Source organism: Parasphingomonas puruogangriensis (assembly GCF_036663635.1).
In the GTDB taxonomy this organism is placed as follows: Bacteria; Pseudomonadota; Alphaproteobacteria; order Sphingomonadales; family Sphingomonadaceae; genus Sphingomonas.
Genome location: NZ_JAXOJI010000001.1, coordinates 669,489 through 693,821, shown reverse-complemented (window position 1 = coordinate 693,821; position 24,333 = coordinate 669,489). Strand labels below are relative to the sequence as shown.

At 65.0% G+C, this 24,333-nt stretch carries 24 protein-coding genes; 10 read left to right on the top strand and 14 right to left on the bottom strand.

What is annotated here, in order from left to right:
- Positions 1 to 5 precede the first annotated feature (5 nt).
- The 3 genes from mreD to U1739_RS03510 form a co-directional block, all read right to left on the bottom strand.
- Positions 6 to 524: a rod shape-determining protein MreD gene (gene mreD / locus U1739_RS03520; RefSeq protein WP_332704025.1), complete on the bottom strand. Its 519-nt coding sequence runs from the start codon at positions 522 to 524 to the stop codon at positions 6 to 8.
- Complete coding sequence (locus U1739_RS03515) at positions 521 to 1,420, bottom strand: rod shape-determining protein MreC (RefSeq protein WP_332704023.1); 900 nt, start codon at positions 1,418 to 1,420, stop codon at positions 521 to 523. Before U1739_RS03515 ends, mreD begins: the two co-directional genes overlap by 4 nt.
- A gap of 81 nt (positions 1,421 to 1,501) precedes the next feature.
- Positions 1,502 to 2,548, bottom strand: a complete 1,047-nt coding sequence (locus tag U1739_RS03510; protein WP_332704021.1) for a rod shape-determining protein — start codon at positions 2,546 to 2,548, stop codon at positions 1,502 to 1,504.
- Positions 2,549 to 2,706: 158 nt separating this feature from the next.
- On the opposite strand from U1739_RS03510, the gene mutL reads away from it, so the two are divergent.
- Positions 2,707 to 4,515: a DNA mismatch repair endonuclease MutL gene (mutL, locus tag U1739_RS03505; RefSeq protein ID WP_332704019.1), complete on the top strand. Its 1,809-nt coding sequence runs from the start codon at positions 2,707 to 2,709 to the stop codon at positions 4,513 to 4,515.
- A 335-nt stretch (positions 4,516 to 4,850) separates the two neighbouring features.
- Here the strand turns inward: mutL and rplI are convergent, their stop codons facing one another.
- The 4 genes from rplI to U1739_RS03485 all read right to left on the bottom strand — a co-directional run bounded on the left by rplI (position 4,851) and on the right by U1739_RS03485 (position 6,859).
- On the bottom strand, positions 4,851 to 5,474 hold the full coding sequence (rplI, locus tag U1739_RS03500; protein ID WP_332704017.1) for a 50S ribosomal protein L9: 624 nt from the start codon (positions 5,472 to 5,474) through the stop codon (positions 4,851 to 4,853).
- Between the two features lie 14 nt (positions 5,475 to 5,488).
- On the bottom strand, positions 5,489 to 5,713 hold the full coding sequence (rpsR, locus tag U1739_RS03495) for a 30S ribosomal protein S18 (RefSeq protein ID WP_034158365.1): 225 nt from the start codon (positions 5,711 to 5,713) through the stop codon (positions 5,489 to 5,491).
- A gap of 14 nt (positions 5,714 to 5,727) precedes the next feature.
- Positions 5,728 to 6,153, bottom strand: coding sequence for a 30S ribosomal protein S6 (rpsF, locus tag U1739_RS03490; protein ID WP_261294172.1), 426 nt, complete (start codon positions 6,151 to 6,153; stop codon positions 5,728 to 5,730).
- Between the two features lie 346 nt (positions 6,154 to 6,499).
- Positions 6,500 to 6,859, bottom strand: a complete 360-nt coding sequence (locus U1739_RS03485; RefSeq protein ID WP_332704015.1) for an RcnB family protein — start codon at positions 6,857 to 6,859, stop codon at positions 6,500 to 6,502.
- A 166-nt stretch (positions 6,860 to 7,025) separates the two neighbouring features.
- Here U1739_RS03485 and fabD point away from each other — a divergent pair, with 166 nt between their 5' ends.
- The 6 genes from fabD to mltG all read left to right on the top strand — a co-directional run bounded on the left by fabD (position 7,026) and on the right by mltG (position 12,014).
- Positions 7,026 to 7,961, top strand: coding sequence for an ACP S-malonyltransferase (gene fabD / locus U1739_RS03480; protein WP_332704013.1), 936 nt, complete (start codon positions 7,026 to 7,028; stop codon positions 7,959 to 7,961).
- Positions 7,962 to 8,003: 42 nt separating this feature from the next.
- The gene (locus U1739_RS03475; RefSeq protein WP_332704011.1) at positions 8,004 to 8,432 is read left to right on the top strand and encodes a GxxExxY protein; all 429 of its coding nucleotides are present in this window, start codon (positions 8,004 to 8,006) and stop codon (positions 8,430 to 8,432) included.
- Between the two features lie 3 nt (positions 8,433 to 8,435).
- A complete protein-coding gene (gene fabG, locus U1739_RS03470) occupies positions 8,436 to 9,173 on the top strand; it encodes a 3-oxoacyl-[acyl-carrier-protein] reductase (RefSeq protein ID WP_332704009.1) in 738 nt (245 codons plus the stop codon).
- A gap of 98 nt (positions 9,174 to 9,271) precedes the next feature.
- Positions 9,272 to 9,508 carry an acyl carrier protein gene (locus U1739_RS03465; RefSeq protein ID WP_332704007.1) on the top strand — a complete coding sequence of 79 codons (237 nt, stop codon included), beginning with the start codon at positions 9,272 to 9,274 and terminating at the stop codon, positions 9,506 to 9,508.
- 135 nt (positions 9,509 to 9,643) lie between these two features.
- On the top strand, positions 9,644 to 10,906 hold the full coding sequence (gene fabF / locus U1739_RS03460) for a beta-ketoacyl-ACP synthase II (RefSeq protein WP_332704005.1): 1,263 nt from the start codon (positions 9,644 to 9,646) through the stop codon (positions 10,904 to 10,906).
- Positions 10,907 to 11,045: 139 nt separating this feature from the next.
- Complete coding sequence (mltG, locus tag U1739_RS03455) at positions 11,046 to 12,014, top strand: endolytic transglycosylase MltG (RefSeq protein WP_332704003.1); 969 nt, start codon at positions 11,046 to 11,048, stop codon at positions 12,012 to 12,014.
- A 142-nt stretch (positions 12,015 to 12,156) separates the two neighbouring features.
- Here mltG and eda read toward each other — a convergent pair whose 3' ends face one another.
- From eda to U1739_RS03420, 7 genes are all read right to left on the bottom strand, one after another.
- Positions 12,157 to 12,765, bottom strand: a complete 609-nt coding sequence (eda, locus tag U1739_RS03450) for a bifunctional 4-hydroxy-2-oxoglutarate aldolase/2-dehydro-3-deoxy-phosphogluconate aldolase (protein WP_332704001.1) — start codon at positions 12,763 to 12,765, stop codon at positions 12,157 to 12,159.
- A gap of 3 nt (positions 12,766 to 12,768) precedes the next feature.
- Positions 12,769 to 14,547, bottom strand: a complete 1,779-nt coding sequence (gene edd, locus U1739_RS03445; RefSeq protein ID WP_443025501.1) for a phosphogluconate dehydratase — start codon at positions 14,545 to 14,547, stop codon at positions 12,769 to 12,771.
- Positions 14,548 to 14,719: 172 nt separating this feature from the next.
- Positions 14,720 to 15,433: a 6-phosphogluconolactonase gene (gene pgl / locus U1739_RS03440; RefSeq protein WP_332703997.1), complete on the bottom strand. Its 714-nt coding sequence runs from the start codon at positions 15,431 to 15,433 to the stop codon at positions 14,720 to 14,722.
- Between the two features lie 187 nt (positions 15,434 to 15,620).
- Positions 15,621 to 17,084 carry a glucose-6-phosphate dehydrogenase gene (gene zwf, locus U1739_RS03435; protein ID WP_332703995.1) on the bottom strand — a complete coding sequence of 488 codons (1,464 nt, stop codon included), beginning with the start codon at positions 17,082 to 17,084 and terminating at the stop codon, positions 15,621 to 15,623.
- Positions 17,085 to 17,098: 14 nt separating this feature from the next.
- The gene (gene argC / locus U1739_RS03430) at positions 17,099 to 18,028 is read right to left on the bottom strand and encodes an N-acetyl-gamma-glutamyl-phosphate reductase (protein WP_332703993.1); all 930 of its coding nucleotides are present in this window, start codon (positions 18,026 to 18,028) and stop codon (positions 17,099 to 17,101) included.
- Positions 18,025 to 18,216: a hypothetical protein gene (locus U1739_RS03425; protein ID WP_332703990.1), complete on the bottom strand. Its 192-nt coding sequence runs from the start codon at positions 18,214 to 18,216 to the stop codon at positions 18,025 to 18,027. The genes argC and U1739_RS03425 overlap by 4 nt, the downstream gene beginning before the upstream one ends.
- Positions 18,217 to 18,334: 118 nt before the next feature.
- Positions 18,335 to 18,655 carry a MarR family transcriptional regulator gene (locus U1739_RS03420; protein ID WP_332704859.1) on the bottom strand — a complete coding sequence of 107 codons (321 nt, stop codon included), beginning with the start codon at positions 18,653 to 18,655 and terminating at the stop codon, positions 18,335 to 18,337.
- Positions 18,656 to 18,908: 253 nt separating this feature from the next.
- Here U1739_RS03420 and secG point away from each other — a divergent pair, with 253 nt between their 5' ends.
- The 3 genes from secG (at position 18,909) to U1739_RS03405 (ending at position 23,816) form a co-directional block, all read left to right on the top strand.
- The gene (gene secG / locus U1739_RS03415) at positions 18,909 to 19,280 is read left to right on the top strand and encodes a preprotein translocase subunit SecG (RefSeq protein ID WP_332703988.1); all 372 of its coding nucleotides are present in this window, start codon (positions 18,909 to 18,911) and stop codon (positions 19,278 to 19,280) included.
- A gap of 85 nt (positions 19,281 to 19,365) precedes the next feature.
- Positions 19,366 to 21,000 (top strand): CTP synthase, encoded by a 1,635-nt coding sequence (gene pyrG / locus U1739_RS03410; RefSeq protein ID WP_332703985.1) that lies wholly within the window; start codon positions 19,366 to 19,368, stop codon positions 20,998 to 21,000.
- A gap of 347 nt (positions 21,001 to 21,347) precedes the next feature.
- A complete protein-coding gene (locus U1739_RS03405; protein WP_332703983.1) occupies positions 21,348 to 23,816 on the top strand; it encodes a TonB-dependent receptor in 2,469 nt (822 codons plus the stop codon).
- The last annotated feature ends 517 nt before the right edge of the window (positions 23,817 to 24,333 follow it).

The following is a 24,333-nucleotide window of genomic DNA, read 5'->3' as shown; positions in this document are numbered from 1 at the left end:
CCGACCTACGCGTCCCCGCGCTTGCCATCAAGCCAGGCGCACAACCGCGCGCAGAGCGGGAACAGCATGATCGCGATGCTTGCCTGGAGCAGCAATACGGTATCGACATGCGCGCCGAACGGCGTGGCAAAGGCCCGGCCCATGATCAGGCAGAATCCGATCGCGCAGGCCGCGACGAGCCAGTCCTGCCAGAAATCGCGATACACCAGTCGTTGGTCGATCATGTCGATGGCGAAGAAGCATAATTGCCATAGCAGCATCGCACTGCCGAGCGGCTGCCCGCTAAGCAGATCGTCGAACAGGCCAAGCGGCAGCGCCCCCCAGATCGGGAAGGAATCCGTGCGCAGCAGGCGCCAGCCAAGCAGCATCACCAGGCCCATTGGCGGCAGGATCGGGAAGCTGGCGATATACGGCCAGATCGTCAACAACGACCCCGCCATCACGCTGAGCGCCGGCAGCACGCGCGCGATCGGGCCAAGCGGCGCGGGATCGAACGGCCCGGCGCGGGGGCGTGGCGATCTCACGGCGCTGCCGCGGCCGGCGCCGGCGTAGGGGAGGGCGTCGGGGCCGGGGCGGGGGGCGGCAGGAATGCCTGCTGCACCAGCGCGAAATCGAGCGTGTCGGCCTGGGTGAAAGCGCGCGCCAACGCGGTATCGCTGGCGCGCCGCAAAATCCGCGCCACCGGGATGTTCGGGGCGTAGATCCCGCCAGTGCCCGAGGTGACAAACACGTCGCCCGGCTGGAACGCCACATTGGTCAGGCTGACCGAGCGGATGTCGAGCAGCCCGTCGCCGCGGCCGGCGGCCAGCGCCGCCAGCCCGTCGCGCGTGCGGCGCACCGGCACGATGCTTTCGGGATCGGTGATCAACAGCACGCGCGCCGTGTTCGGCCCGGCCTCCAGAATGCGGCCGATCAGTCCCTCCGGCCCCTGCACCGGCTGCCCTTCGCGCACGCCTTGCCAGGCGCCGGCATTGAGCACGGCGACCCGCCGCGTGCTCGACGCCGAGGAGCTGACCAACCGGGCCGTCACGATCGGGGCCACCGCGCGCTCGCGAAAGCGCAGCAGCGCCTTGAGCCGGCGATTGTCATAGTTCAGCGTCCGCGCACGCTGCAGCAGGCGCTGCACGTCCTTCAACTCGCGGCGCAATTCGGCGTTGTCGGATTTGACCGCGAAATGGTCGGCAATGCCCGCCGGGATCGCCGCGACGCCACGGCCGATCCCGGCCAGCCCGCTGGAGATCGGTGTGGTCAGTTCGGCCAGTGTCGCGCGCGCCACGGCATAGGCCGGCGGGTTCAAGGTCGCGAGCGCGAGCAGCACCACCGCGACGAGCGCGCCGACGCCGGCGATGACGTAGCCCAGAAATAGTCCGTATTGCGCCCGCCGCGAAAAACCCGGACGCCGATTGCGAGACGGCGCCATCTTTCCCCCTATCGTCGCGCCGGCCGCCGCTCGCGTCGGCCGGGCTTTAGAATATCGTCACGCGCGGCGCGCGCTGCTCGCTCAGGCGCTATGCAGCACACCACGATACACCGGATCTTCAAGCGCACGACCCGTGCCGAGCGCGACGCAGATCAAGGGATCGTCGGCGATCGTCACCGGCAGCCCGGTTTCGTCGCGCAACACTTCGTCGATGCCCTGCAGCAGCGCGCCGCCGCCGGTCAGTACGATGCCCTGATCGACGATATCCGCCGCCAGTTCCGGCGCGGTATTCTCCAGCGCGATGCGCACGCCTTCGACGATCTGGCCGACCGGCTCGCTCAGCGCCTCGGCGATCTGGCCCTGGTTGATCTGGATCTCCTTGGGCACGCCATTGACCAGATCGCGGCCCTTGACGTGGATGGTCAGCCCGATGCCATCGGCCGGCGGCTTGGCCACGCCCACTTCCTGCTTGATCCGCTCGGCCGTCGAGTCGCCGATCAACAGGTTATGATTGCGGCGAATATAGGAGACGATCGCTTCGTCCATCTTGTCGCCACCGACGCGCACCGACGTGGTGTAGGCCAGACCGCGCAACGAGAGCACGGCGACTTCGGTCGTGCCGCCGCCGATATCGACCACCATCGAGCCGATCGGCTCCGTGACGGGCATATCGGCGCCGATCGCCGCCGCCATCGGTTCCTCGATCAGCCACACTTGGCTGGCGCCGGCATTCGACGCGGCATCGCGGATCGCGCGGCGCTCGACCGAGGTCGAGCCCGATGGCACGCAGATCACGATCTGCGGCCAGCGCAGAAAGCGGCGCTGGCCGCCATGCACCTTGCGGATGAAATGCTTGATCATTTCCTCGGCAATGTCGATGTCGGCGATGACGCCGTCACGCAGCGGGCGGATCGCCTGGATCGTGTCGGGCGTCTTGCCCATCATCAATTTGGCGTCTTCGCCGACCGCTTTGACCTTCTTCACGCCGTTGATCGTCTCGATCGCCACCACCGACGGTTCGTTGAGCACGATGCCGCGGCCGCGCAGATAGACGACCGTATTGGCAGTACCGAGATCGATCGCCATGTCGTGCGACATCATTCTGAAGAAGCGCGAGAAGAATGCCATTGATCGTTCCGTACTTGGCCGCCCCGGAGCCGGGCCGGCAGCCTGTGTCAAAATCGCGCGCTATTCATATCGTGCCAAGGAACCGGGCGGGATTTCCTCGCTCAGAACTTGGCTAATGCGGGTCGCGGGATGCCGTCGCTTGGTCTAGGGGAAACCCCATGTCAATACGCCGCCTGCCCGAACATCTCGTCAATCGCATCGCTGCCGGTGAAGTGGTCGAACGGCCAGCCAGCGCGTTGAAGGAATTGGTAGAAAACGCGATCGACGCCGGCGCCACCCGAGTCGATGTGCGGCTCAGCGGCGGCGGAATCGACGGCATCGAAGTGATCGACGACGGCTGCGGCATGGCGCCGGCCGACATGGCGCTGGCGCTCGAGCGGCACGCTACATCGAAACTGCCCGACGAAGCGATCGAGGCAGTGACGACCTTGGGCTTTCGCGGCGAGGCGCTGCCGTCGATCGCCAGCGTCGCGCGGATGACGCTGGAGAGTCGGGTGCGCGGCGCCGAAGGCTGGGCGCGCATCGTCGATAACGGCGTGGTCGACGCCGACGGCCCGGCCGGCGTGCCGCCCGGTACGCGGGTGCGCGTCGACGGTCTGTTCGCGCGGGTACCCGCACGGCGCAAATTCCTGCGCTCGGCGCGCAGCGAATATGCCGCCTGTCTCGACGTGGTGAAGCGGCTCGCCATGGCCCGGCCGGATATCGGCTTTTCGGTCGAGCATGACGGCCGGCGCGCGCTGCAGGTGCTGGCCGGCGAAAGCCTGCCGCAACGCGTCGCCGCACTGACCGATCGGGGTATGATCGAGAATGGCGTACCGATCGATTTCGCGCGCGAGGGGCTGACGCTCGGCGGCATTGCCGGCCTGCCGACGTTCAACCGCGGCATCGCCGATCACCAATATCTGTTCGTCAACGGCCGCCCGGTCAAGGATCGCCTGCTGATCGGCGCGATCCGCGGCGCCTATGCTGAAATGATGCCGCGCGATCGGCATGCCATGGTGGCACTGTTTCTTGACGTACCGGCGGACGCCGTCGATGTGAACGTCCATCCCGCCAAGACCGAAGTCCGGTTCCGCGAACCGGCGCTGGTTCGCGGACTGATCGTCAGCGGCCTGCGCCGCGCGCTCGACGGAGCCGGGCACCGCAGCGTGCAACGCCCGGCCGAGGACGCGATGGCGGCATGGCAGGCGGAGCAACTTATCGTTCATCCCCGCGAAGGCGGGGATCCCGCTTCTTCCTTCTTCACGCCGTCGCCAGCCAGCGGGATGCCCGCCTTTGCGGGGATGACGGGAGGAAGCGCGGTGTACGAACGCCGCCAGACTTTCACGATGCCCGCCCCGCAAGGCCGCGCCGAACCGTCCTACGCCGCGCCGCCGGACACCATCACCCACCCGCTCGGCGTGGCCCGCGGCCAGGTCGCCAAGACCTATATCGTCGCCGAAGCGGAAGACGGCCTGGTGCTGGTCGATCAACACGCCGCGCATGAGCGCCTCGTTCTTGAACGCATGCGCAAGGCGATGGCCAATGGCGGCGTCGCCAGCCAGGCACTGCTCCTCCCCGAAGTGATCGAACTCGACGAACCCGCCTGCGACCGCCTCGACGCGCGCGCCGCGGAGCTGAGCGAGTTCGGCCTTGATCTCGAACGGTTCGGTCCACGGGCGATGCTGGTGCGCGCCGTGCCGGCCTTGCTTGGGCAAAGCGACGTCGCCGGCCTGGTCACCGACCTCGCCGACGAGCTCGCCGCGTTCGACGAGGCGCTTAGTCTGAAGGAGCGGCTCGATGCGGTGGCCGGCACGATGGCCTGCCACGGCTCCGTCAGGGCAGGGCGCGTCCTCTCGGTCGCCGAGATGAACGCGTTGCTGCGCGAAATGGAAGTCACGCCGCATTCCGGCCAATGCAATCACGGCCGCCCGACCTGGGTGAAGCTGCAGATGAGCGATGTCGAGAAACTGTTCGGGCGCAAGTAGGTCGCCGGTGCACGACCTCGTCATCCCGGGCTTGACCCGGGATCCCGCGAGGCCCGGGTGACGGTGGCGGATCGGCTCGTTCATCTCCTGGAAACCTTTTTGGCGCTCGCGCATTTCAGCCTCAGGTCCTCAGTTCACGAGAAACGAACCGGTCATGAAGCAGATACTTCCCCTCGTATTCGCGCTTATCCCCCTGGCTGCCGTCGTCGGCGCCTGCGTGGCGTGTCCCTGAGCTGAGCGTTCCCCGGCGTCCCCTCGCGCTGGCAGGAACTTGAACGAAGAAAGGCCCGCCCGGATCGCTCCGGACGGGCCTTTTTCTTACCTAAGCTGCAAGATCAGCCTTCGGTCGTCTCGTCGTCGTTCCGGGCGGCCGGCGCGGCGTCGTCGTTCGACGACATCTCGGCGGTCACGCCAGGCTCGGCGTTGGGATCGTAATCCTCGACGAAACCGGCCTCGTCCTTTTCGAACATCGCTTCCATCACGTTGACGCCCGAGGCCTGCATTTCTGCTTCCTCCGGCGAGCGTGCCACGTTGACCTTGACGGTCACCGAGACTTCCGGATGCAACGCGACCTTCACTTCGTACAGGCCGATCGCCTTGATCGGCTTGTTAAGCACGATCGACGACTTGGGCACCTTGTGGCCCTCGGTCTCGAGCAGGTCGAGCAGATCGCGCACCGCGACCGAGCCGTACAGCTGGCCGGTGTTCGATGCCTGGCGGATCAGCGTCAGCGTGATGCCGTCGATCGTCTTGGCTTCGATCTCGGCCTCGCCGCGGCGTGCCGCGTTGGTGGCAACGATCGATTCCTTGTTCTTTTCGAACACCTTGCGGTTGGCTTCGTTGGAACGAAGCGCCTTCTTGTTCGGCAGCAGGAAGTTGCGGGCGAACCCGTCCTTCACCGTGACGACGTCGCCGATGGCGCCGAGCTTCTCGACGCGCTCAAGCAGGATGACTTGCATGGGTCAGTCCTTCCTTACTTAACGATATAGGGCAGCAGGCCCAGATGACGGGCGCGCTTGATCGCCTGGGCGAGTTCGCGCTGCTTCTTGCCGCTCACCGAAGTGATACGGCTCGGGACGATCTTGCCGCGCTCGGACACGAAGCCCTGCAGCAACCGGACGTCTTTGTAATCGATCCGTGGGGCGTCCTTGGCCGAAAACGGGCAGGACTTGCGACGGCGAAAAAATGGGCGTGCCATTGTCTATATGCTCCTTATTCGCCGTCGAAATCACGACGCGGGCGCTCGGAGCGCTCGGGGCGGTCACCACGGTCAGGACGGCCGCCTTCGCGGTCACCACGACGCTCGCGGTCACGATCGGACTTGCGCATCATCACGCTCGGGCCCTCTTCATGGCCTTCGACCTTGACGGTCATGTAGCGGATGACGTCTTCGTTGATCTGCGTCTGGCGCTCGAGCTCGGCCACGACATCGCCGGGGGCGTCGATTTCGAGCATCACGTAATGCGCCTTGCGGTTCTTGGCGATCTTGTACGCCAGGCTGCGCAGGCCCCAATTTTCGGTCTTTACGACGCGACCATTGTTATCGTCGATGATCTTCTTGGCGTTTTCCGCCAGGGCGTCCACCTGCGCTTGTGCCAGATCCTGGCGCGCAAGGAACACGTGCTCATACAGAGCCATGTCTTGTCCTTCGTCTTGGCCGATCGCTGACGCCCGCACCATGCGTGACGCCCCTCCGGCTATCGTCTTGGTATGCAAACGAGGCGGAACGCGCATGCGGTCAACCCCGAAGTGGCGGTCCATAGCGGAATTGCCCGATAAGGCAAGGAACCATCCACACACCCCGTCATCCCGGACTTGATTCGGGATCCAATGGGCCGGCAAGGCGATGTTCACGCTTCATACGCCGTCCCAAGCCGCTGGTTGGATCCCGGACCAAGTCCGGGATGACGAGGGAGGGCCGCCGTAAAAAAGAGGGCGGCGGAACCGAAGTCCCGCCGCCCCTTCTGGCTAGAGAAGCAATCCCTTACCGGATCAGGCCGGCGAAGATCTGCGAGATGATGCCGCCATTGCTGACCAGAATGACATTGCGGTCGGACTGGACGTAGCGGTAGCCGCGCGGCGGTGCGCGCAGGCCGCGATACTGGCGATAGTCGATCTGGCGATAATTGCGGGCCTGGCGCTGGTCGAAGCGCTGGCCCTTGCGCCAGTCGCTGCGATACTTCGGTGCCTGCTGGCGCACGACCGTCTTCTTCACGACATTGCCGTTGCGCTTCACCACCGTGGTATGGCGCTCCTGCTGGCGGCCCTGCGCGCTGGCGACCGATGCGGCCATCGGGCTCAGGGCGATCGAGGCGGCAAGCGCGGCGAGGATGAACTTCTTCATGATCAGTCTCCGAAACATTCGGCGCCGTCGTTGGCGTCGAGAACCTATTTAGGGGTCACTTGTCGCAACCCTGTCCCGCCCAACGCGTAAATGGTCGCAAAGTGTCGCAAGCTTGCCAGAGCGCGCGCGCCTTTCTAGGCCGCACGCCTGAAATCAGGAGCGAAACATGCGCGCATTTATTTTTCCCGGCCAGGGCAGCCAGGCCGTCGGCATGGGCAGGGCGCTTGCCGAGGCCAGTCCGATCGCCAAGGCGGTGTTTCAGGAAGTCGATGACGCGCTGGGCCAGCATCTCTACCGCATGATGACCGAAGGGCCGGAGGACCAGCTTCTCCTCACCGAAAATGCCCAGCCGGCGATCATGGCCAACGCCATCGCCACGCTGCGCGTGCTCGAGCAGGAAGGCGGCATTCGCCTGGCCGACAAGGCCGATTATGTCGCCGGCCACTCGCTCGGCGAATATACTGCGCTGTGCGCCGCCGGTGCGTTCGATCTCGCCACCACCGCGCGCCTGCTCAAGCATCGCGGCCAGGCGATGCAGGCCGCAGTGCCGGTCGGCGAGGGGGCGATGGCCGCGTTGCTCGGCGCGGACCTCACCAAGGCCCAGGCCATCGCCGATGCCGCGGCGGAGGGCGAAGTGTGCACCGTCGCCAACGACAATGATCCAAGCCAGGTCGTCATCTCCGGCCATCGCGGCGCGATCGAGCGCGCCATTGCTTTGGCCAAGGACATGGGCGCCAAGCGCGGCATCCTGCTGCCCGTTTCCGCCCCGTTCCACTGTCCGCTGATGCAGCCGGCGGCCGACGCGATGGAGAAGGCGCTGGCCGAAGCGCGCATCGCCGCGCCGCTCGTCCCCGTCTTCGCCAACGTCACCGCCGCGCCCGTCAGCGACCCCGACACGATCCGCCGCCTGCTCGTTGAACAAGTCACCGGCATGGTCCGCTGGCGCGAATCGGTGCTGGCGATGACCGCGGCGGGCGTCGAGCGCTACGTCGAATTCGGCGGCAAGGTGCTGGCCCCGATGGTCAAGCGCATCACGCCTGACGTCGAGACGGCTAGTGTGATCTCGATGGACGATATCGAGGCGATGGCTAAGACGCTTTAAGAAGGTTGGTTCGCGCAGAGGCGCGGAGGACGCGGAGAAGAAGTGAAAGACATCGACGAGGTCAGCGGAGATGTACTCGATGTCGCTTTGCGGCTGCAACGCGAACTTGGCCCCGGCCTCATGGAAAGCGTATATGAGGCCTTGCTGGCGGGACGGCTGATGAAGATGGGCTACGCCGTTGCGCGGCAACAGCCGATCAGCATCGATTTCGATGGGATGCATTTCGAGGGCGCTTTCAAGATCGATCTGCTGGTCGATCAGCGTCTCGTCGTTGAGATCAAATCGATCGAACGCCTGCTGCCGGTCCACGCTAAGCAATTGCTGACATATCTCAGACTGACTAATCAGCCCGTCGGGCTGCTCATCAATTTCGGCGGCAACACGCTTAAAGAGGGCATACGCAGATTGGTGAATAACCACGTCTCTACGTCCTCCGCGCCTCTGCGCGAACCAATCAACCTCGGAGATTAAGAGATGTTCGACCTCACAGGCATGACCGCCCTCGTTACCGGCGCGTCCGGCGGCATCGGCTCGGCCGTGGCGCAAGCGCTCGCCGCGCAAGGCGCCCGGCTTGCTGTATCCGGCTCCAACCAGGCCAAGCTCGAGGCGTTCAAGGATAGCCTCGGTGGCGATCATGTCGCCTTGCCGTGCGATCTATCCGATGGCGCTGCGGTGGATGCGCTGGTGCCGTCCGCAGTCGCGGCGCTCGGCACGCTCGATATCCTGGTCAACAATGCCGGCGTAACGCGCGACAATCTCGTCATGCGCATGAAGGACGAGGAGTGGGACATGGTGATCCGCGTCAATCTCGAAGCGGCCTTCCGGCTCGCCCGCGCTGCCGCGCGGCCGATGATGAAGGCGCGCTTCGGGCGCATCGTGTCGATCACCTCGGTGGTCGGGACGACCGGCAATCCGGGCCAGGCCAATTACGCCGCTTCGAAAGCCGGGCTGGTCGGCATGTCCAAGGCGCTGGCGCAGGAACTCGCGTCGCGGGGCATCACGGTCAATTGCGTCGCGCCCGGCTTCATCACGTCGCCGATGACCGACGCGCTGCCCGACGCCCAGAAGGAGGCGCTCAACGCGCGCATCCCTGCCGGCAAGATGGGCCAAGGCGCCGATATCGGCGCCGCCGTGGTCTATCTTGCGAGTCGCGAAGCTGACTATGTCACGGGACAAACCGTGCACGTAAATGGTGGGATGGCGATGATTTGATCCCCATCCAACCCTGTGCGCCCCTTGCAAGGGCACCAACCCCGTTCTAGGTGCGTTCAGGAATTACCCAAACCCCCAGCGATAGAGGGACGATACCCATGAGCGAGACCGCAGAGCGCGTTAAGAAGATTGTCGTCGAGCATCTCGGCGTCGAAGCCGACAAGGTCACCGAGGACGCGAGCTTCATCGACGATCTGGGCGCAGACAGCCTCGATATCGTCGAGCTGGTGATGGCGTTCGAGGAAGAATTCGGCGTCGAAATCCCCGATGACGCAGCCGAGAAGATTACGACCGTCAAGGACGCGATCACTTTCATCGACGAGAACAAGGCCTGATCGCCGGTCGTTGCCGTTGCCCTTGCGGCACCGGCAGCGCCCGATGATTGAAGACCATATGATCGGCTCTCCGTCCCGGCATATCGCCAAGGGGTGGGGGGCCGTTCGCATTTTAAGACTTAACGGAGAACGCCCATGCGCCGCGTTGTCGTAACCGGACTTGGACTCGTCACGCCGCTGGGCGCCGATGTCGAAACCGCCTGGGCGAATATCCTCGCCGCCAAATCGGGGGCTGAGACGATCACGCGTTTCGACGCGACCGAGTATCACAGCAATTATGCCTGCGAAGTGAAGGCCCCGGATCACCCCTATGGCTTCGATCCGGGCAAACGCGTCGATCACAAGGTCCAGCGGCAGGTCGATCCGTTCATCATCTACGGCATCGACGCCGCCGGCCAGGCGCTCGAAGATGCCGGCCTGCTCGACATGACCGAGCAGCAGAAATATCGCGCCGGTTGCTCGATTGGCTCGGGCATTGGCGGCCTGCCGGGGATCGAGAGCGAATCGATCGTGCTGCACGAAAAAGGCCCGCGCCGCGTCTCGCCGCACTTCGTGCACGGGCGCCTGATCAACCTGATCACCGGCCAAGTGCAAATCAAATACGGGCTGATGGGCCCCAACCACGCCGTCGTCACGGCCTGTTCGACCGGCGCGCATTCGATCGGCGATGCCGCCCGGATGATCGCGATGGACGATGCCGACGTCATGCTGGCGGGCGGCGCCGAGGGCACGATCTGCCCGATCGGTATCGCGGGCTTCGGCCAGGCGCGCGCGCTGTCGACCAATTTCCGCGACGAGCCATGGCGCGCTAGCCGCCCCTGGGACAAGGATCGCGACGGCTTCGTGATGGGCGAAGGCGCCGGTGTCGTCTGTCTCGAGGAATATGAGCATGCCAAGGCACGTGGCGCGAAGATCTATGCCGAGGTGGTCGGGTACGGCATGTCGGGCGACGCCTATCACGTGACCGCCCCGCACCCCGAAGGTTCGGGCGCGTTCCGCTCGATGCAGATGGCGGTAAAACGCTCCGGCCTCGATCTCGCCGATATCGATTACATCAACGCGCACGGCACCTCGACGCCGCTCGGCGACGAGCTCGAACTCAATGCCGTGCGCCGGTTGTTCGGCAACAATATCGACACCATGTCGATGTCGTCGACCAAGTCGGCGATCGGCCATCTGCTCGGCGGCGCCGGCGCGGTGGAGAGCATCTTCTGCATCCTGGCGATGCGCGACCAGATCGTGCCGCCGACGCTCAACCTCGACAATCCCAGCGGGAATTGCGTCGGCGTCGATCTGGTGCCGCACAAGGCCAAGGAGCGGAAGGTCAAGGCCGTGCTGAACAACAGCTTCGGCTTCGGCGGCACCAACGCGTCGCTCGTCATGAAGGCGGTGTCATAACCCATCCGTGCCGCCACCCCGGCGAAGGCCGGGGCCCAGTCGAGGAACAGTCGTTGGCTAGCATTGCGCAAAGTTACCTCAACCATCGCGACTGGGCCCCGGCCTCTGCCGGGGAAGCGCAGTGAAACGGGGAAGTTCGATGAAGAAGCTCGGCTGCGCCGGCCTGTTGGTCGCCGCCATCGTGGTGATCGTCTTCTTCATCGTGCTCCAGCAATGGGGCGGCAGCGGCCCGCTCAAGCGCAACATTACGGTCGAAATCGCGCCGGGCACCAGCATGGCCGGTGCGGCGGCAGAACTGGAAAAGGCCGGCGCGATCTCGTCGGCGAGCAGGTTCAAGCTGTTCGCGCGCATCTTCGGCGGTGGCGCCGGGATCAAGGCCGGCGAATATCGCATCCCCGCGCAGCTCAGCCAGGCCGATATCCTGAAGCTGTTACAGGGCGGCCGCACGCTGCAGCGCTTCGTCACCATCCCCGAAGGCTGGCCCTCGATCATGGCGCGCGATGCGATCATGAACACCAAGGGCATGACGGGCAAGATCGGCGTGCCGATCGAAGGCACGATCCTGCCCGATAGTTACAGCTTCCAGCGCGGTGATTCCCGCGCCGCGATGGTCCAGCGCATGCAGCGCGCGATGACCACCTACCTCGCCGCGGCCTGGACCAAGCGCAAACCCGGCATCGCCGTCACCACGCCGCGCGACGCCCTGATCCTCGCCTCGATCGTCGAGAAGGAAACCGGCAAGGAGTCCGAGCGCCGCACCGTGGCGGCGGTCTATTCCAATCGTTTGAAGCGCGGCATGCCGCTCCAGGCCGATCCCACCGTTATCTATCCGGTGACCAAGGGCCGCCCGCTGGGACGCCGTATTCTGCGCTCCGAGCTGCAGGCGGACAACGGCTACAATACCTATGCCAAGGTCGGCCTGCCGATCGGGCCGATCGCCAATCCGGGGCGCGCGAGCATCGCTGCGGTGCTCGATCCGGCGCAATCCAGCGCGCTGTATTTCGTCGCGGATGGGACCGGCGGACATGTGTTTGCCGACACGCTGGAACAGCACAATGCCAATGTGCAGAAATGGTATGCGATAAGACGGGCAAGAGGCGAGATGTAGATCCTCCCCGGAACGGGGAGGGGGACCGCCCGGCTTCTTCAGCCGGGTGGTGGTGGGGGTGGGCTGGCAACGCGACGGTAGCGCTGCCGGCCCACCCCCTCCGTCAGCCTGCGGCTGACGCCTCCCCGTGCCGGGGAGGATTTTAACCCCGCAACCCGCTCGCCGCCTTCGCCTTCGCCTCGACGTCCGCCATCGTCCCGCCGGTCACCCAGCTCCCGCCGACACACAGCACCGGTGCAAACGCCAGCCAATCCGGGGCACTTGCCTCGGTAATCCCGCCGGTCGGGCAAAATTGGCATTGATAGAATGGCGCGGCCAGCGCCTTCAACGCCTTCAGCCCGCCCAACGCCTCGGCCGGGAAGAATTTGAAGTGCGTCAGCCCCAGATCCAGCCCGCGCATGATGTCGCCGGCATTGGCGATGCCCGGCAGATACGGCACGCCGCTCTCCACGATCGCGCCGCCCAGCCGATCGGTCAGCCCGGGCGAGACGATGAACTCCGCCCCCGCCGCCATGACCTGCTCGAACTGTGCGGTATCCACCACCGTGCCGGCCCCGACGATGGCGCCCGGCACCTGCTTCATCTCACGGATCGCATCCAGCGCGGCCGGCGTGCGCATCGTCACTTCCAGCACGCGCAGTCCCCCCGCGACCAACGCCTCGGCCAAAGGCCTGGCAGTGGCGGCATCATCGATCACCAGCACCGGGATGACCGCGCTGGTGCGCATGATCGCTTCGATATCCATCGTCATTCCTTACCAGCCCATCGCCGCCAGCATGGCCGATCCGCCACGCTCCGCTTCGTTCGCCTGTGTGCGCATCAGCGCGAACAATTCCCGGCCCATGCCGATCGCGGGGGCAGGGGCGACGGCGAAGTCCCGCGCCGCCCACTCGACCGGATCAACCAACGCGACCAGCTCGCCCGTCTCCGCGCTCAGCCGAATGATATCGCCATCGCGCACCTTGCCGAGCGGCCCGCCGCCCAACGCCTCGGGGCTGGAATGGATCGCGCACGGCACCTTGCCGCTGGCGCCGGACATGCGCCCATCGGTGACCAAAGCGACGCGAAACCCCTTGTTTTGCAACACGCCCAATGGCGGGGTCAGCTTGTGCAGTTCGGGCATGCCGTTGGCGCGCGGCCCTTGGAAGCGCACTACCACGATCACGTCGCGGTCGAGTTCGCCGGCCTTGAACGCGTCCTGCACCTGCTGCTGCGTTTCGAACACGCGGGCGGGCGCTTCGATCGTCCAGCGATCGCGATCGACCGCGCTGACCTTGATGCACGCGCGGCCGAGATTGCCGGCGAGAATGCGGAAGCCGCCCTCGGTCGAGAAGGGCGACGCGGCCGGACGAACGATCGTCTCGTCCTTGCTCGGCCCCGGATCACTCCAGGCGAGCACGTCGTCCTGCATCTCGGGCTTGGTGCCGAAATCGGCCATGGTCGCGCCGCCGGCGGTCAGCACGTTGCCATGCATCAGCCCTTCGCTGAGCAATTCGCGGATCACATACGGCATGCCGCCGGCATCTTCGAACTGGTTCACGTCGGCCGAGCCATTGGGATAGACGCGGGCGATCAGCGGCACGACTTTCGACAGGCGATCGAAATCCTCCCAGTCGATCACGATCCCGGCGCAGGCGGCGATCGCCGGCAAGTGGATCAGATGGTTGGTCGAGCCGCCCGTGGCAAGCAGCCCGATCGCCGCATTGACGATCGCGCGCTCGTCGACGCAGTGGCCGAGCGGGCGGTAATCCTCGCTTTGCCAGCCGATCGCGGCAATGCGGTGCACCGCCGCACGGCTGAGTTCCTGGCGCAATTTGGTGCCCGGATTGGCGAACGCCGCGCCAGGGATATGGAGACCCATCATCTCCATCATCATCTGGTTCGAATTGGCCGTGCCGAAAAAGGTGCAGGTGCCCTTGCCGTGATAGGCGGCGATCTCCGCGTCGAGCAGTTCTTCACGGCTGGCCTCGCCCACCGCATAGCGCTCGCGCACCGCCGCCTTGGCCTTGTTGGCGAGGCCCGTGCGCATCGGGCCTCCGGGGATCAGCAGCATCGGCAGATGGCCGAAGCGCAGCGCGCCCATCAACAGACCGGGGACGATCTTGTCGCAGATGCCGAGCAAGGCCGCGCCTTCGAACAGGCCGTGGCTGAGCGCGATCGCGGTGCTCATCGCAATCGTGTCGCGGCTGAACAGCGACAGCTCCATGCCGGGATAGCCTTGCGTCACGCCATCGCACATCGCCGGCACACCGCCGGCGACCTGCGCGGTGACGCCGATTTCGCGCGCCCACACCTTCATCTGCTCGGGGTAGCGATAGTAAGGCGCGTGAGCGGAAAGCATGTCGTTATAGGCGGTGACGATGCCGATATTCATCGAATCGCACGGCCGCATCGCATCGCGATCCTCGTCCGTGCCGGCATAACCATGCGCGAGATTGGCGCAGCCCAGGTTCGGCCGCTCCAGGCCATTCTCCCGCTCATGCCGGATCAGCGCCAGATAGGCATCACGCGTCGGCTTGGAGCGCGTGATCATGCGATCGGTGACGGCGGCGATCTCCGGATGAAGTGTCATGACCAAGCCCCCTCCCTTGTCCCGCATTTCACCACGTTCCCCTGCGAAAGCAGGGGCCCAGAGCCACGAGCGCCGCGCGCGGTACCCTGGGCTCCTGCGTGCGCAGGAGAACGGTGACGGAGGGCGCGCGTCATCATTCGCTCCAGTGGATATCCACGGGCAGCTCGGCATCCGCGAGCACGCGGCCGATCGGGTAGCTCGACGACGGACCTTGTTTGATCGCGGCTTCGATCACCTTGCGCTTCTCGGCGCCGGTGACGGCGATGAGCAAGGCCTTGGCCGAGACGATCGCAGCGCGGCTCAGCGTCACGCGCGGCACAGGCGCGTCCTTGGGCAGCGGATCGGGCATCACGCCGAGCCCGCGACGTTCCTTCGGCCCGGCGATCGCTTCCTCGAAATCGGGGCCGGGAAAGATCGAGGCGGTGTGCCCGTCCGTGCCGACGCCAAGCAGGCAAAGATCGAGCGGCCAGTGCAGATCCTGCATCAGCGCATCGGCCGAGCGGCCCGCCGCCTTATAGTCCGCCGCCTTGTCGCTGACGATCGGCATGACGCGCGCGCCCTTGGGCAGGAAGGTCTTGGCGATCATCGTTACGTTGCTCAGCGGATCGCCAAGCGGCACGATACGATCGTCGGTCGGGATGATCGTCACGCGCTTCCAGTCGATCTTCGCTTCGGCCAGCTTGGCGTAGATCGGGATCGGCGTCTTGCCGCCGGACAGCGCGATCACCGCCGCGCCGCGCGCATCGATCGCGCTTTCGATGATGAAGGCGATATCGCCGGCAACGGCCGCGGCCATCTCCTCGGCATCGTCATAATCCCACCATTCGATTTCGTGTTCGTCGTTCATGATAATTCCAATGTGTGTTTCTGGCTCTTAGCCCTCTCCCGCCCTTTGCGGGAGAGGGTTGGGTGAGGGTCTTCTTCATTTCGACGCTAGCCAAAAAGAAGACCCTCACCGCTGCGACTAGGCCCGCCTGGAGAAGGCGAACCAAGTCTCGCTCCTCTCCCGCAAGCGGGAGAGGGCTGGAAGTAGGTCAATCGTCGTGCCAGGTTACCCCGTCGCGCTCGGTCAGCGCCGTTGCGGTCGAGGGACCCCAGGTGCCCGACGGATAGGTCTTGGGCTTGGTGCCGTTGGCCGCCCAGCCGTCGCGGATCGAATCGATCCAGCGCCATTGCGCCTCAACCTCGTCGCGGCGCACGAACAATGTCTGGTCGCCTTCGATTAGATCCAGCAGCAGCCGCTCATAGGCAATGCGCCGCCGCGTCCCGGCAAACTCATTGTCCAGCGACAGGTTGAGCGGCACTTCGCGCAGCCGGATGCCGTCGCGGTCGAGCCCAGGCTCCTTGGCCATCACCAGCAGCTGGACATATTCCTCCGGCTGCAAGCGGATGATCAGTGTGTTGGGCTGCAACTTGCCACCACGTGTCGCGAACATCGAATGCGGCACCGGCTTGAATTGGATGACGATTTCCGAGCGGCGCGTCGCCATGCGCTTGCCCGTGCGCAGGTAGAAGGGCACGCCCTGCCAGCGCCAATTATCGATATGGGCTTTGAGCGCGACGAACGTCTCGGTATTCGATGGCTTGCCCAGCTCGTCGGTATAGCTCTTGGCCAGTTCGCCCTCGACCGCACCGGCCGAATATTGCCCGAGCACGGTCTGCTGCTCCACGTCGGCCGGTGTCATCGGCCGCAACGAGTGGAACAGCTTGGCTTTCTCGTCGCGCACCGCGGTTCCGTCGAAGCGGGCAGGGGGCTCCATCGCCACCAAAGCGAGCAATTGCAGGATATGATTCTGCACCATGTCGCGCAGCGCGCCGGCGGTTTCGTAATAACCGGCGCGATCCTCCAGCCCAACCGTCTCGGCGATGGTGATCTGCACGCTGGCTATCCCGCCGGCATTCCAGATCGGCTCGAAGAACGTGTTGCCGAAGCGCAGCGCCAGAATGTTCTGCACCGTCTCCTTGCCGAGATAATGATCGATCCGGTAGGTGCGCGGCTCCGGGAAGGCGTGGAACACCGCATCATTGATCTCGCGGCTCGATTGGAGATCATAGCCGAGCGGCTTCTCCAGCCCGATGCGCACCGTCTCGCCGGTCAGCCCGACCTTTTCGAGCCCCTTGATCGCCGGTTCGAATAGCGACGGCGCGGTCGACAGGAAGATCGCCAGGCCGCCGGAGACGTCGCCGACCTTTTCCGCCAGCGGCGCAAACGTATCCTCGGCGGAGAGATCGACCGCCTGGTAGAACAGCCGCTCGAGAAAGCTGACGATCGCCGTCTCGTCCTTGCGATCATCGGGCAGGAATTCGTCGAGCGCCTTCTTGGCGAAGTCGCGATAGCTGGCATCGTCGAGCTCCGACCGCGCCGCGCCCGTGATGGTCAGGCCTTCGGGCAACAATTTGTCGGCGTGCAGCCCGTACAGCGATGGCAGCAACATGCGCTGAGCAAGATCGCCGGTCGCCCCGAACAGGAGCAACTTGTTTACCGGATTGCGCTGCATGAAGGCTCTTTCGCTTAGAGGGTAAGTCCGGCCACAGGATCGAACCCGGCCATGATGTTGAGGTTCTGCACCGCCGCGCCGGCCGCACCCTTGCCGAGATTGTCGAGCGTGGCGATCAACCGCGCCTGGCCGGTATCGGCGTTGCCGCACACCCGGATCGTCAGCCGGTCGCTGCCGGCATCGTCCGCGATGCTCACCGTCGCCGCGTCGCCTTCGCCCAGCCGAATCAGCGCGAAGTCGCGATACGCCTCGCCCAGCACGGCTTCGCACACGTGCAGGCTCGGGCGGCGCGAGAACATGTGCAGCGGCAGCGGCACCTCGACGATCATGCCGCGATAGGTGTTCACCACCGCTGGCGCGAAGATCGGCGCATGTTCGATCCGGGCATGCTTCTGCATCTCGGCGACATGTTTATGCGCCAGACCCAGGCCGTAAGCGCGCGCCGCCGGCGGGGTGGCGGCGTCTTGATAGTCGGCGATCATCGCCTTGCCGCCGCCGGAATAGCCGGAAACCGCGTTGACGGTCAGCGGCCAATCGACCGGCACCAGCCCCGCGCGCACCAGGGGGCGCACCAATGCCAGGAAGCCGGTGGGATAACAGCCCGGATTGCTCACCCGCTTCGCCTCGGCGATGGCCGCCATCTGGCCCGGCTCGAGTTCGGCAAAACCATAGGTCCAGCCGTCGCCGATCCGGTGGGCGGTCGATGCATCGATCACGCGCGTGCGGTCATTGTCGATCAGCGCGACCGCTTCGCGCGCGGCGTCATCGGGCAGGCACAGGATGACGAAGTCAGCGTCGTTCAGCGCTTGGCGGCGGGAGTCGACATCCTTGCGCTTGGCATCGTCGAGTTGGATCAGCGCGATATCGCTACGCCCGGCCAGCCGTTCGCGGATTTCCAGGCCGGTCGTGCCTTCGGCGCCATCGATGAAGACAGTGGCGGTCACGCCTGCGGCCCGATTGCCGAGGCAAGGATATAGCCGACCAGTCCCTGTGCCGGCGCTAGGCCCCAGGCATTGCTCCCGGCCAATTCCAGCACCTCGAACGACTCGCCAGCGCGGAGCTGGGCAATCTCGGCCGAATTCATGGGTGCTGCTTCGCGGAGGATCACATCATTCTCCAGGACCACCGTCATGGGAGCAGCGTAATGTGGCGCGAATACACGGTCCGCAAGCCGCAGATCGGCTAGATCGCCACGCACTGCGTGTGTCCGGGGATCGAGTTTCGCCGACCGACCGGCCAGCGCAAAGCTGCTACGCGACGGCCCGGCGGGCGCTTGGCTGCTCGACCTCGCCGAGAAAATGCCCGAACTCTTCAAGAAAATCTGCCCCTTCAGTGGTCCGCGCGACGAAGATGTTCCGCTTGTCGGTATCGTCGCGCTGTCGGCGCAGATAGCCCAGGCTGCCAAGGCGGTTCAAGGCGCGCGTCACCACGGGCTTGGAAACGTTCAACGCACGGGCCAGCCCACGCACCGTATGCGGCCCTGGTTTCAGGTAGACGACCAGCAACAGGGCCATTTGGCGATTGGTCAGATCGGGTTCGCCCGATCGCACATAATCGACCAGCGCCTGCATCCAGGAACCGAGCGCAGAGCCGAAAGATGGTTTTTCCAATACAGTCGCCACGGTCAACTTCCACCAATACCCGATGCCGGAGGGATCGTGGCATCGGACATATAACGCCCGCAAGCGCGGGTGGTTTCAGTGGCACAACGAATTGTTAATGGCGCGGTCATGCGTTCGTCATACCGGCAGGGCGGTTGATTGGTGGCGCAGCCTCGCCTATGTGCCCGCCTTCCGGAACAGCCAAGAAACGTAACCGCACCCCATGTTCACTTTTCTGCTCGTCATTCACGCCATCGTCGCGGCCGCCCTGGTGGCGGTAATCCTGATGCAGAAGTCGGAAGGTGGCGGCCTCGGCACGGGCGGCAGCCCGTCCGGATTGATGTCGGCGCGCGGTGCAGCGGATTTCCTCACGCGCTCGACGGCGGTGCTCGCTTCGGCGTTCGTCGTGCTCAGCATCGTGCTGGCGGTGCTCGCGGCCAACCGCCAGACGGTGAAGATCGATCCCAGCCTGGCGCGCAAGCCGGCCGCGGTCGCGCCGGCGGCAACGGCGCCGCTGGCGGTCGATCAGGCGAACGGCACGGCGATCCAGGCCCCGGCGCCGGTCACCAACGATGCGGTGCCGCTCGCGCAGTAAGCGCGCACCTTCGCAACTTTATTACTCACCTGACGGAGTCGCGCGCTTGTCGTCGCGGCCCGATAGACGCTAGGCATTTGCTCCCATGGCGCGGTTTATTTTCATCACCGGCGGCGTGGTCTCCTCGCTCGGTAAAGGTCTCATGGCAGCGAGCCTCGCGGCGTTGCTGCAGGCGCGCGGCTACCGCGTGCGCATCCGCAAGTTCGATCCGTATCTGAACGTCGATCCCGGCACGATGTCGCCCTACCAGCATGGCGAAGTCTATGTGACGGACGACGGCGCGGAGACCGATCTCGATCTCGGCCATTACGAGCGCTTCACCGGCGTGCCGTCGCGTCAGTCGGACAACATCACGAGCGGCCGCATCTACCAACAGATCATCGCCCGCGAGCGCCGCGGCGACTATCTCGGCGCCACCGTGCAGGTCATCCCGCACGTTACCGACGCGATCAAGGAATTCGCCCAGGCCGAGACCGACGATCTCGATTTCGTCCTGTGCGAGATCGGCGGCACCGTCGGCGACATCGAATCGCTGCCCTTCATCGAGGCGATTCGCCAGCTGCGCAACGATCTTGGCCGCGGCAATTCGGTCAGCATCCACGTCACCTTGGTGCCGTACATCGCCGCCGCCGGCGAATTGAAGACCAAGCCGACCCAGCATTCGGTGCGCGAACTCGCCGCCTTGGGCGTACAGCCCGACGTGCTGGTATGCCGCTGCGAGCAATTCCTGCCGGCCAGCGACCGCGCCAAGATCGCTTTGTTCTGCAACGTGCCGCAGGCGGCCGTCATCCCCGCGCTAGACGCCAAGAGCATCTACGCGGTGCCCGAGCAATATCACGCGGAGGGCCTCGATTCGGAAGTGCTGCGCGCGTTCGGCATCGAACCCGGCGAAGCCCCTTTGCTCGATCGCTGGGCCGATATCATGGATCGGCTGCAGAACCCCGAAGGCGAGGTCACGATCGGCGTGGTCGGCAAATATGTCGGCCTGCCGGATGCCTATAAGTCGCTCAATGAAGCCTTGGTCCACGGCGGCATGGCCAACCGTGTCAAGGTCAACGTGCAGTGGATCGATGCCGAACTGTTCGAGCAGCCCGAGAGCGATATCGCTGCCAAGCTCGAGCCGCTCCACGCGATCCTCGTGCCCGGCGCGTTCGGCGAGCGCGGCGCGGAAGGCAAGATCGCCAGCGTGCGCTTCGCCCGCGAGCGCAAAGTGCCCTATTTCGGCATCTGCTTCGGCATGCAGATGGCCTGTGTCGAAGGCGTGCGGAACCTCGGCGGCATCCCCGACGCCTCGTCGACCGAATTCGGCCCGACGTCCGAGCCGGTGGTCGGCATGATCACCGAATGGATGACCGCGGAAGGCGTGCAGAAGCGCGAGGCGGATGGCGATCTCGGCGGCACCATGCGGCTCGGCGCCTATGAAGCCAAGCTCGACGGCAACAGCGTCGTCGCCTCGATCTATCAGTCCGACGATATCAGCGAGCGTCATCGCCACCGCTACGAGGTCAACACGCATTACCGCGACACGCTGGAAAAGGGCGGTCTCGTCTTCTCCGGCATGTCGCCGGATGGCATGCTGCCCGAGATCGTCGAGCGCCCGGATCATCCGTGGTTCGTTGGCGTGCAGTTCCATCCCGAGCTCAAGAGCAAACCGTTCGACCCGCACCCGCTCTTCGCCAGCTTCGTCGCGGCGGCAGTGAAGCAGAGCCGCCTGGTCTGATCCAGGCAGGCCGCCGCCGGCCTGACCGATACGTTCCCCGGCGAAGGCCGGGGCCCAGTCGCGGCGCAGCAGATTGGGGGGCGCCACGCTAAGTCGCATCAGCCGTCGCGACCGGACTCGGCTCGTGCCCGCAGCGCGTCCCGCCGATCTGCCAGCGTTGTCATCCCGGCGCTAACCAAAATCTCGCGCCGCGACTGTTCGCTCAGCGCCATAATCGCGCAACAAAGTCCGGCCTTTTCAACGCGATGAAGTTCAACTTCGCCCCCCAAAAGTTCTTCGTATAAAAGCCCACCAAATTAATAGGCATTATGATCGCCAACCGCCGCAATGGCGACAAGGGGATCCCGATGCTCGCACACGCTTGGTATGTTTTGATGGTGTCGACTGCCGCGCCGCTCACCGCCGCGCCGCCGGAAGCGCCGCTTCAGCAGACGCCGGTCGCCGCCGCCGATGGGGCCGACCCCGAGGGGCGCTCGGGCGACATCGTCGTCACCGCGCGGCGTCGCGAGGAGCGGGTGCAGGAAGTGCCGATCGCCATCTCGGTGATCGGCGGTGCCGAGATCGAACGCACCGGCGCGTTCAACGTCAACCGGCTGCAGCAGCAGCAGCCGAGCCTGCAATTCTATTCCAGCAATCCGCGCAACTCGGCGATCAACATTCGCGGCCTCGGCGCGCCATTCGGCCTGACCAATGACGGCATTGAGCAGGGCGTCGGCTTCTATGTCGATGGCGTCTATATTGGGCGCATCGGCGCCTCGACATTCGATTTCGTCGATGTCGCGCAGGTCGAAGTGCTGCGTGGGCCGCAGGGTACGCTCTACGGCAAGAACACGACGGCCGGCGCGCTCAACATCACCACCCGCCCGCCAAGCTTCGAGCCCGAGGCGAAGGTCGAGCTAAGCGGTGGAAATTACAATTTCGTCCAGGCCAAAGCGTCGGTGTCGGGGCCGCTGACCGACAATCTCGCGCTGCGCCTGTCATCGTCGGCAACGACCCGCAAAGGCACGATCTACAATAGCAGCTCGGGCGACGATCTGCATCGCCTGCGCAACCTCGGGCTGCGCGGCCAATTGCTGTGGAAGGCGACCGATGCGCTGGATCTGACCTTGTCGGGCGATTTCAACGTGCAGAGCCCGGATTGCTGCGTGCAATATTTTGCGCGCGTCGGAACCACGCAGCGCCCGCTCAGCCGCCAATATGACGCGCTCGCCGCCGCCTTCGGCTATACGCCGCCAAGCAAGAACCCATTCGATCGCGTGACGGACCTGGATGCCGGGATCCGGTCGCGCCAGGAAATCGGCGGGGTCTCGCTGGTTGCCAATTGGGATCTCGGGGCGGCCACGCTCACCTCGGTCAGCGCGTGGCGCTATTGGGACTGGCAGCCGCAGAATGATCGCGATTTCATCGGCCTGCCGATCACCACGATCTCGCAGAACCCGTCGCAGCAAAAGCAGGTGTCGCAGGAAATCCGCCTTGCCTCGAACGGCGCGGACAAGCTCGCGTACACGGTCGGTGCGTTCTATTTCCATCAGACGATCGATACGCAGGGTTCGCAGGTGCAGGGGCCGGCGGCGAGCCGTTATCTGCTCAACCCAGGCAATCCGCCCTTCCTGGCCAATGGCTGTGCGACGCTGACCGCCAATGCGTGCAACCCGGCGGTGCTCAATGGGCTCACCTCGACCAACACGATCAGCTTCGACAACACCAGTTTCGCAGTGTTCGGCAAGCTCAATTACGAGCTGTTCGAGGGCTTCCACCTCCAGCCTGGCCTGCGCGTCAATTATGACAAGAAAAGCGGCTCCTATGTCTCTGTCGTCACCAACGGCGCGGGCGCGCTGGTGATCTGCGATCCGGCGCCTACCAGCAGCGTGGTGCGCGACCAGTGCGCGACGCTCGCACCGCAAAGCTATGCGCCCAAGTTCAGCGATTGGAACGTCTCGGGCGACATCACCGCTTCCTACGACTTCTCCGCTGATATTCACGGCTATGCGACCTACGCCAAGAGCTTCAAGTCCGGCGGCATCAATCTCTCCGGCTTGCCGCTCAATGCCGCCGGCACTGGCGTTGATCTCAGCACGCAGACGGTAAAGCCCGAGAAGGTCGACAATTACGAGGTCGGCCTCAAGACCCAGTTCTTCGATCGTCGCGTGACGCTCAACCTCGCCGGCTTCTGGACCGAAGTCGCCGATTACCAGGCGACGGTGAATAACGGCCAGCTGACCGTCATCCGCGGCTATCTCGCCAATGCCGCCAAGGTGCGCTCGCGCGGCTTCGAATTCGATTCGAGCTTCCGCCCGAGCCAGCGCCTCAACCTCTACGTCAACGGCGCCTATACCGATTCGACCTATCAGAAGTTCACCAACGCGCCGTGCCCGCCCGAACTGTCCGGTGGCACGGTCGTGGTCGGCGCATCGGGCAATGCCGGCGTACCGGGGGCCAACAGCGCCGTGGCCTGCGACATTTCCGGCCAACGCCTGCCCGGCATCTCGAAATGGTCCTTCTCTTACGGCGCTGAATACAATGTCCCGGTCGGCGGATCGGGCGGCGAAGTCTATATCGGCTATGACGGCAATTATCGCTCGCGCTTCTCGTCTAACCCGTCGCCATCGGCTTATACCTGGATCGAGGGCTATTCCATGTCCAACGTCCGCGCCGGCTATCGCAAGGATGATTTCAACGTGTTCGGCTGGGTGCGCAACGCGTTCGATCAGAACTATTTCGAATTGCTCTCCACCCAGTCGGGCAGCACCGGGTTGATCGTCGGGCAACCGGGCGATCCGCGAACCTACGGGCTGACCGTAAGCAAGTCGTTCTGATCTCTTGCCCTAAAGCCCTCTCCCGCCCTTCGCGGGAGAGGGTTGGGTGAGGGTCTTCTTCTTTTGTTCGCCCGCTGTACCAAAAGAAGACCCTCACCGCTGCGACCAGGACCGCGCAGAAGTGCGCAGCCCAAGTCTCGCTCCTCTCCTGCAGGCGGGAGAGGGAATTTAGTGGCTGGATAGGCGCCCACGGCAAAGCCGTCGGCCGGGTCGGCGGAAGCGCCGCCCGCCGGCCGTTTTGGGCGATCCGCGGGCGGACCGGCACGTGCGCCTTCGCCCAAAAGCAAACGCCCGGGCCGTTGCCAGCCCGGGCGTCCTGCGTGACGATCGCTCGTCAGCCCCCATTTCCCGCTCCCGCTACACGCCCCGTAAGGCGGAACTGAAAGCTTCAATCCCCGAACCACGGCCATTGCCTGTGTCTCAGTGATTGTGTTGCTAGGTTGTGTACCGGTTCTTGTCACCGCCTATGTGCGGTGCGCCGTTGGATTGCGCCCACCCTGTGTCGATTCCGCCACAC

Excerpts from the sequence above, each read along its gene's own strand:
- U1739_RS03515 (WP_332704023.1), bottom strand. The coding sequence starts at position 1,420 with ATGGCGCCGTCTCGCAATCGGCGTCCGGGTTTTTCGCGGCGGGCGCAA.
- U1739_RS03510 (WP_332704021.1), bottom strand. The coding sequence starts at position 2,548 with ATGGCATTCTTCTCGCGCTTCTTCAGAATGATGTCGCACGACATGGCG.
- mutL (WP_332704019.1), top strand. The coding sequence starts at position 2,707 with ATGTCAATACGCCGCCTGCCCGAACATCTCGTCAATCGCATCGCTGCC.
- rplI (WP_332704017.1), bottom strand. The coding sequence starts at position 5,474 with ATGCAAGTCATCCTGCTTGAGCGCGTCGAGAAGCTCGGCGCCATCGGC.
- rpsR (WP_034158365.1), bottom strand. The coding sequence starts at position 5,713 with ATGGCACGCCCATTTTTTCGCCGTCGCAAGTCCTGCCCGTTTTCGGCC.
- rpsF (WP_261294172.1), bottom strand. The coding sequence starts at position 6,153 with ATGGCTCTGTATGAGCACGTGTTCCTTGCGCGCCAGGATCTGGCACAA.
- U1739_RS03485 (WP_332704015.1), bottom strand. The coding sequence starts at position 6,859 with ATGAAGAAGTTCATCCTCGCCGCGCTTGCCGCCTCGATCGCCCTGAGC.
- fabD (WP_332704013.1), top strand. The coding sequence starts at position 7,026 with ATGCGCGCATTTATTTTTCCCGGCCAGGGCAGCCAGGCCGTCGGCATG.
- fabG (WP_332704009.1), top strand. The coding sequence starts at position 8,436 with ATGTTCGACCTCACAGGCATGACCGCCCTCGTTACCGGCGCGTCCGGC.
- U1739_RS03465 (WP_332704007.1), top strand. The coding sequence starts at position 9,272 with ATGAGCGAGACCGCAGAGCGCGTTAAGAAGATTGTCGTCGAGCATCTC.
- fabF (WP_332704005.1), top strand. The coding sequence starts at position 9,644 with ATGCGCCGCGTTGTCGTAACCGGACTTGGACTCGTCACGCCGCTGGGC.
- mltG (WP_332704003.1), top strand. The coding sequence starts at position 11,046 with ATGAAGAAGCTCGGCTGCGCCGGCCTGTTGGTCGCCGCCATCGTGGTG.
- eda (WP_332704001.1), bottom strand. The coding sequence starts at position 12,765 with ATGACGATGGATATCGAAGCGATCATGCGCACCAGCGCGGTCATCCCG.
- edd (WP_443025501.1), bottom strand. The coding sequence starts at position 14,547 with ATGATCACGCGCTCCAAGCCGACGCGTGATGCCTATCTGGCGCTGATC.
- pgl (WP_332703997.1), bottom strand. The coding sequence starts at position 15,433 with ATGAACGACGAACACGAAATCGAATGGTGGGATTATGACGATGCCGAG.
- zwf (WP_332703995.1), bottom strand. The coding sequence starts at position 17,084 with ATGCAGCGCAATCCGGTAAACAAGTTGCTCCTGTTCGGGGCGACCGGC.
- U1739_RS03425 (WP_332703990.1), bottom strand. The coding sequence starts at position 18,216 with ATGACGGTGGTCCTGGAGAATGATGTGATCCTCCGCGAAGCAGCACCC.
- U1739_RS03420 (WP_332704859.1), bottom strand. The coding sequence starts at position 18,655 with ATGCAGGCGCTGGTCGATTATGTGCGATCGGGCGAACCCGATCTGACC.
- secG (WP_332703988.1), top strand. The coding sequence starts at position 18,909 with ATGTTCACTTTTCTGCTCGTCATTCACGCCATCGTCGCGGCCGCCCTG.
- pyrG (WP_332703985.1), top strand. The coding sequence starts at position 19,366 with ATGGCGCGGTTTATTTTCATCACCGGCGGCGTGGTCTCCTCGCTCGGT.
- U1739_RS03405 (WP_332703983.1), top strand. The coding sequence starts at position 21,348 with ATGCTCGCACACGCTTGGTATGTTTTGATGGTGTCGACTGCCGCGCCG.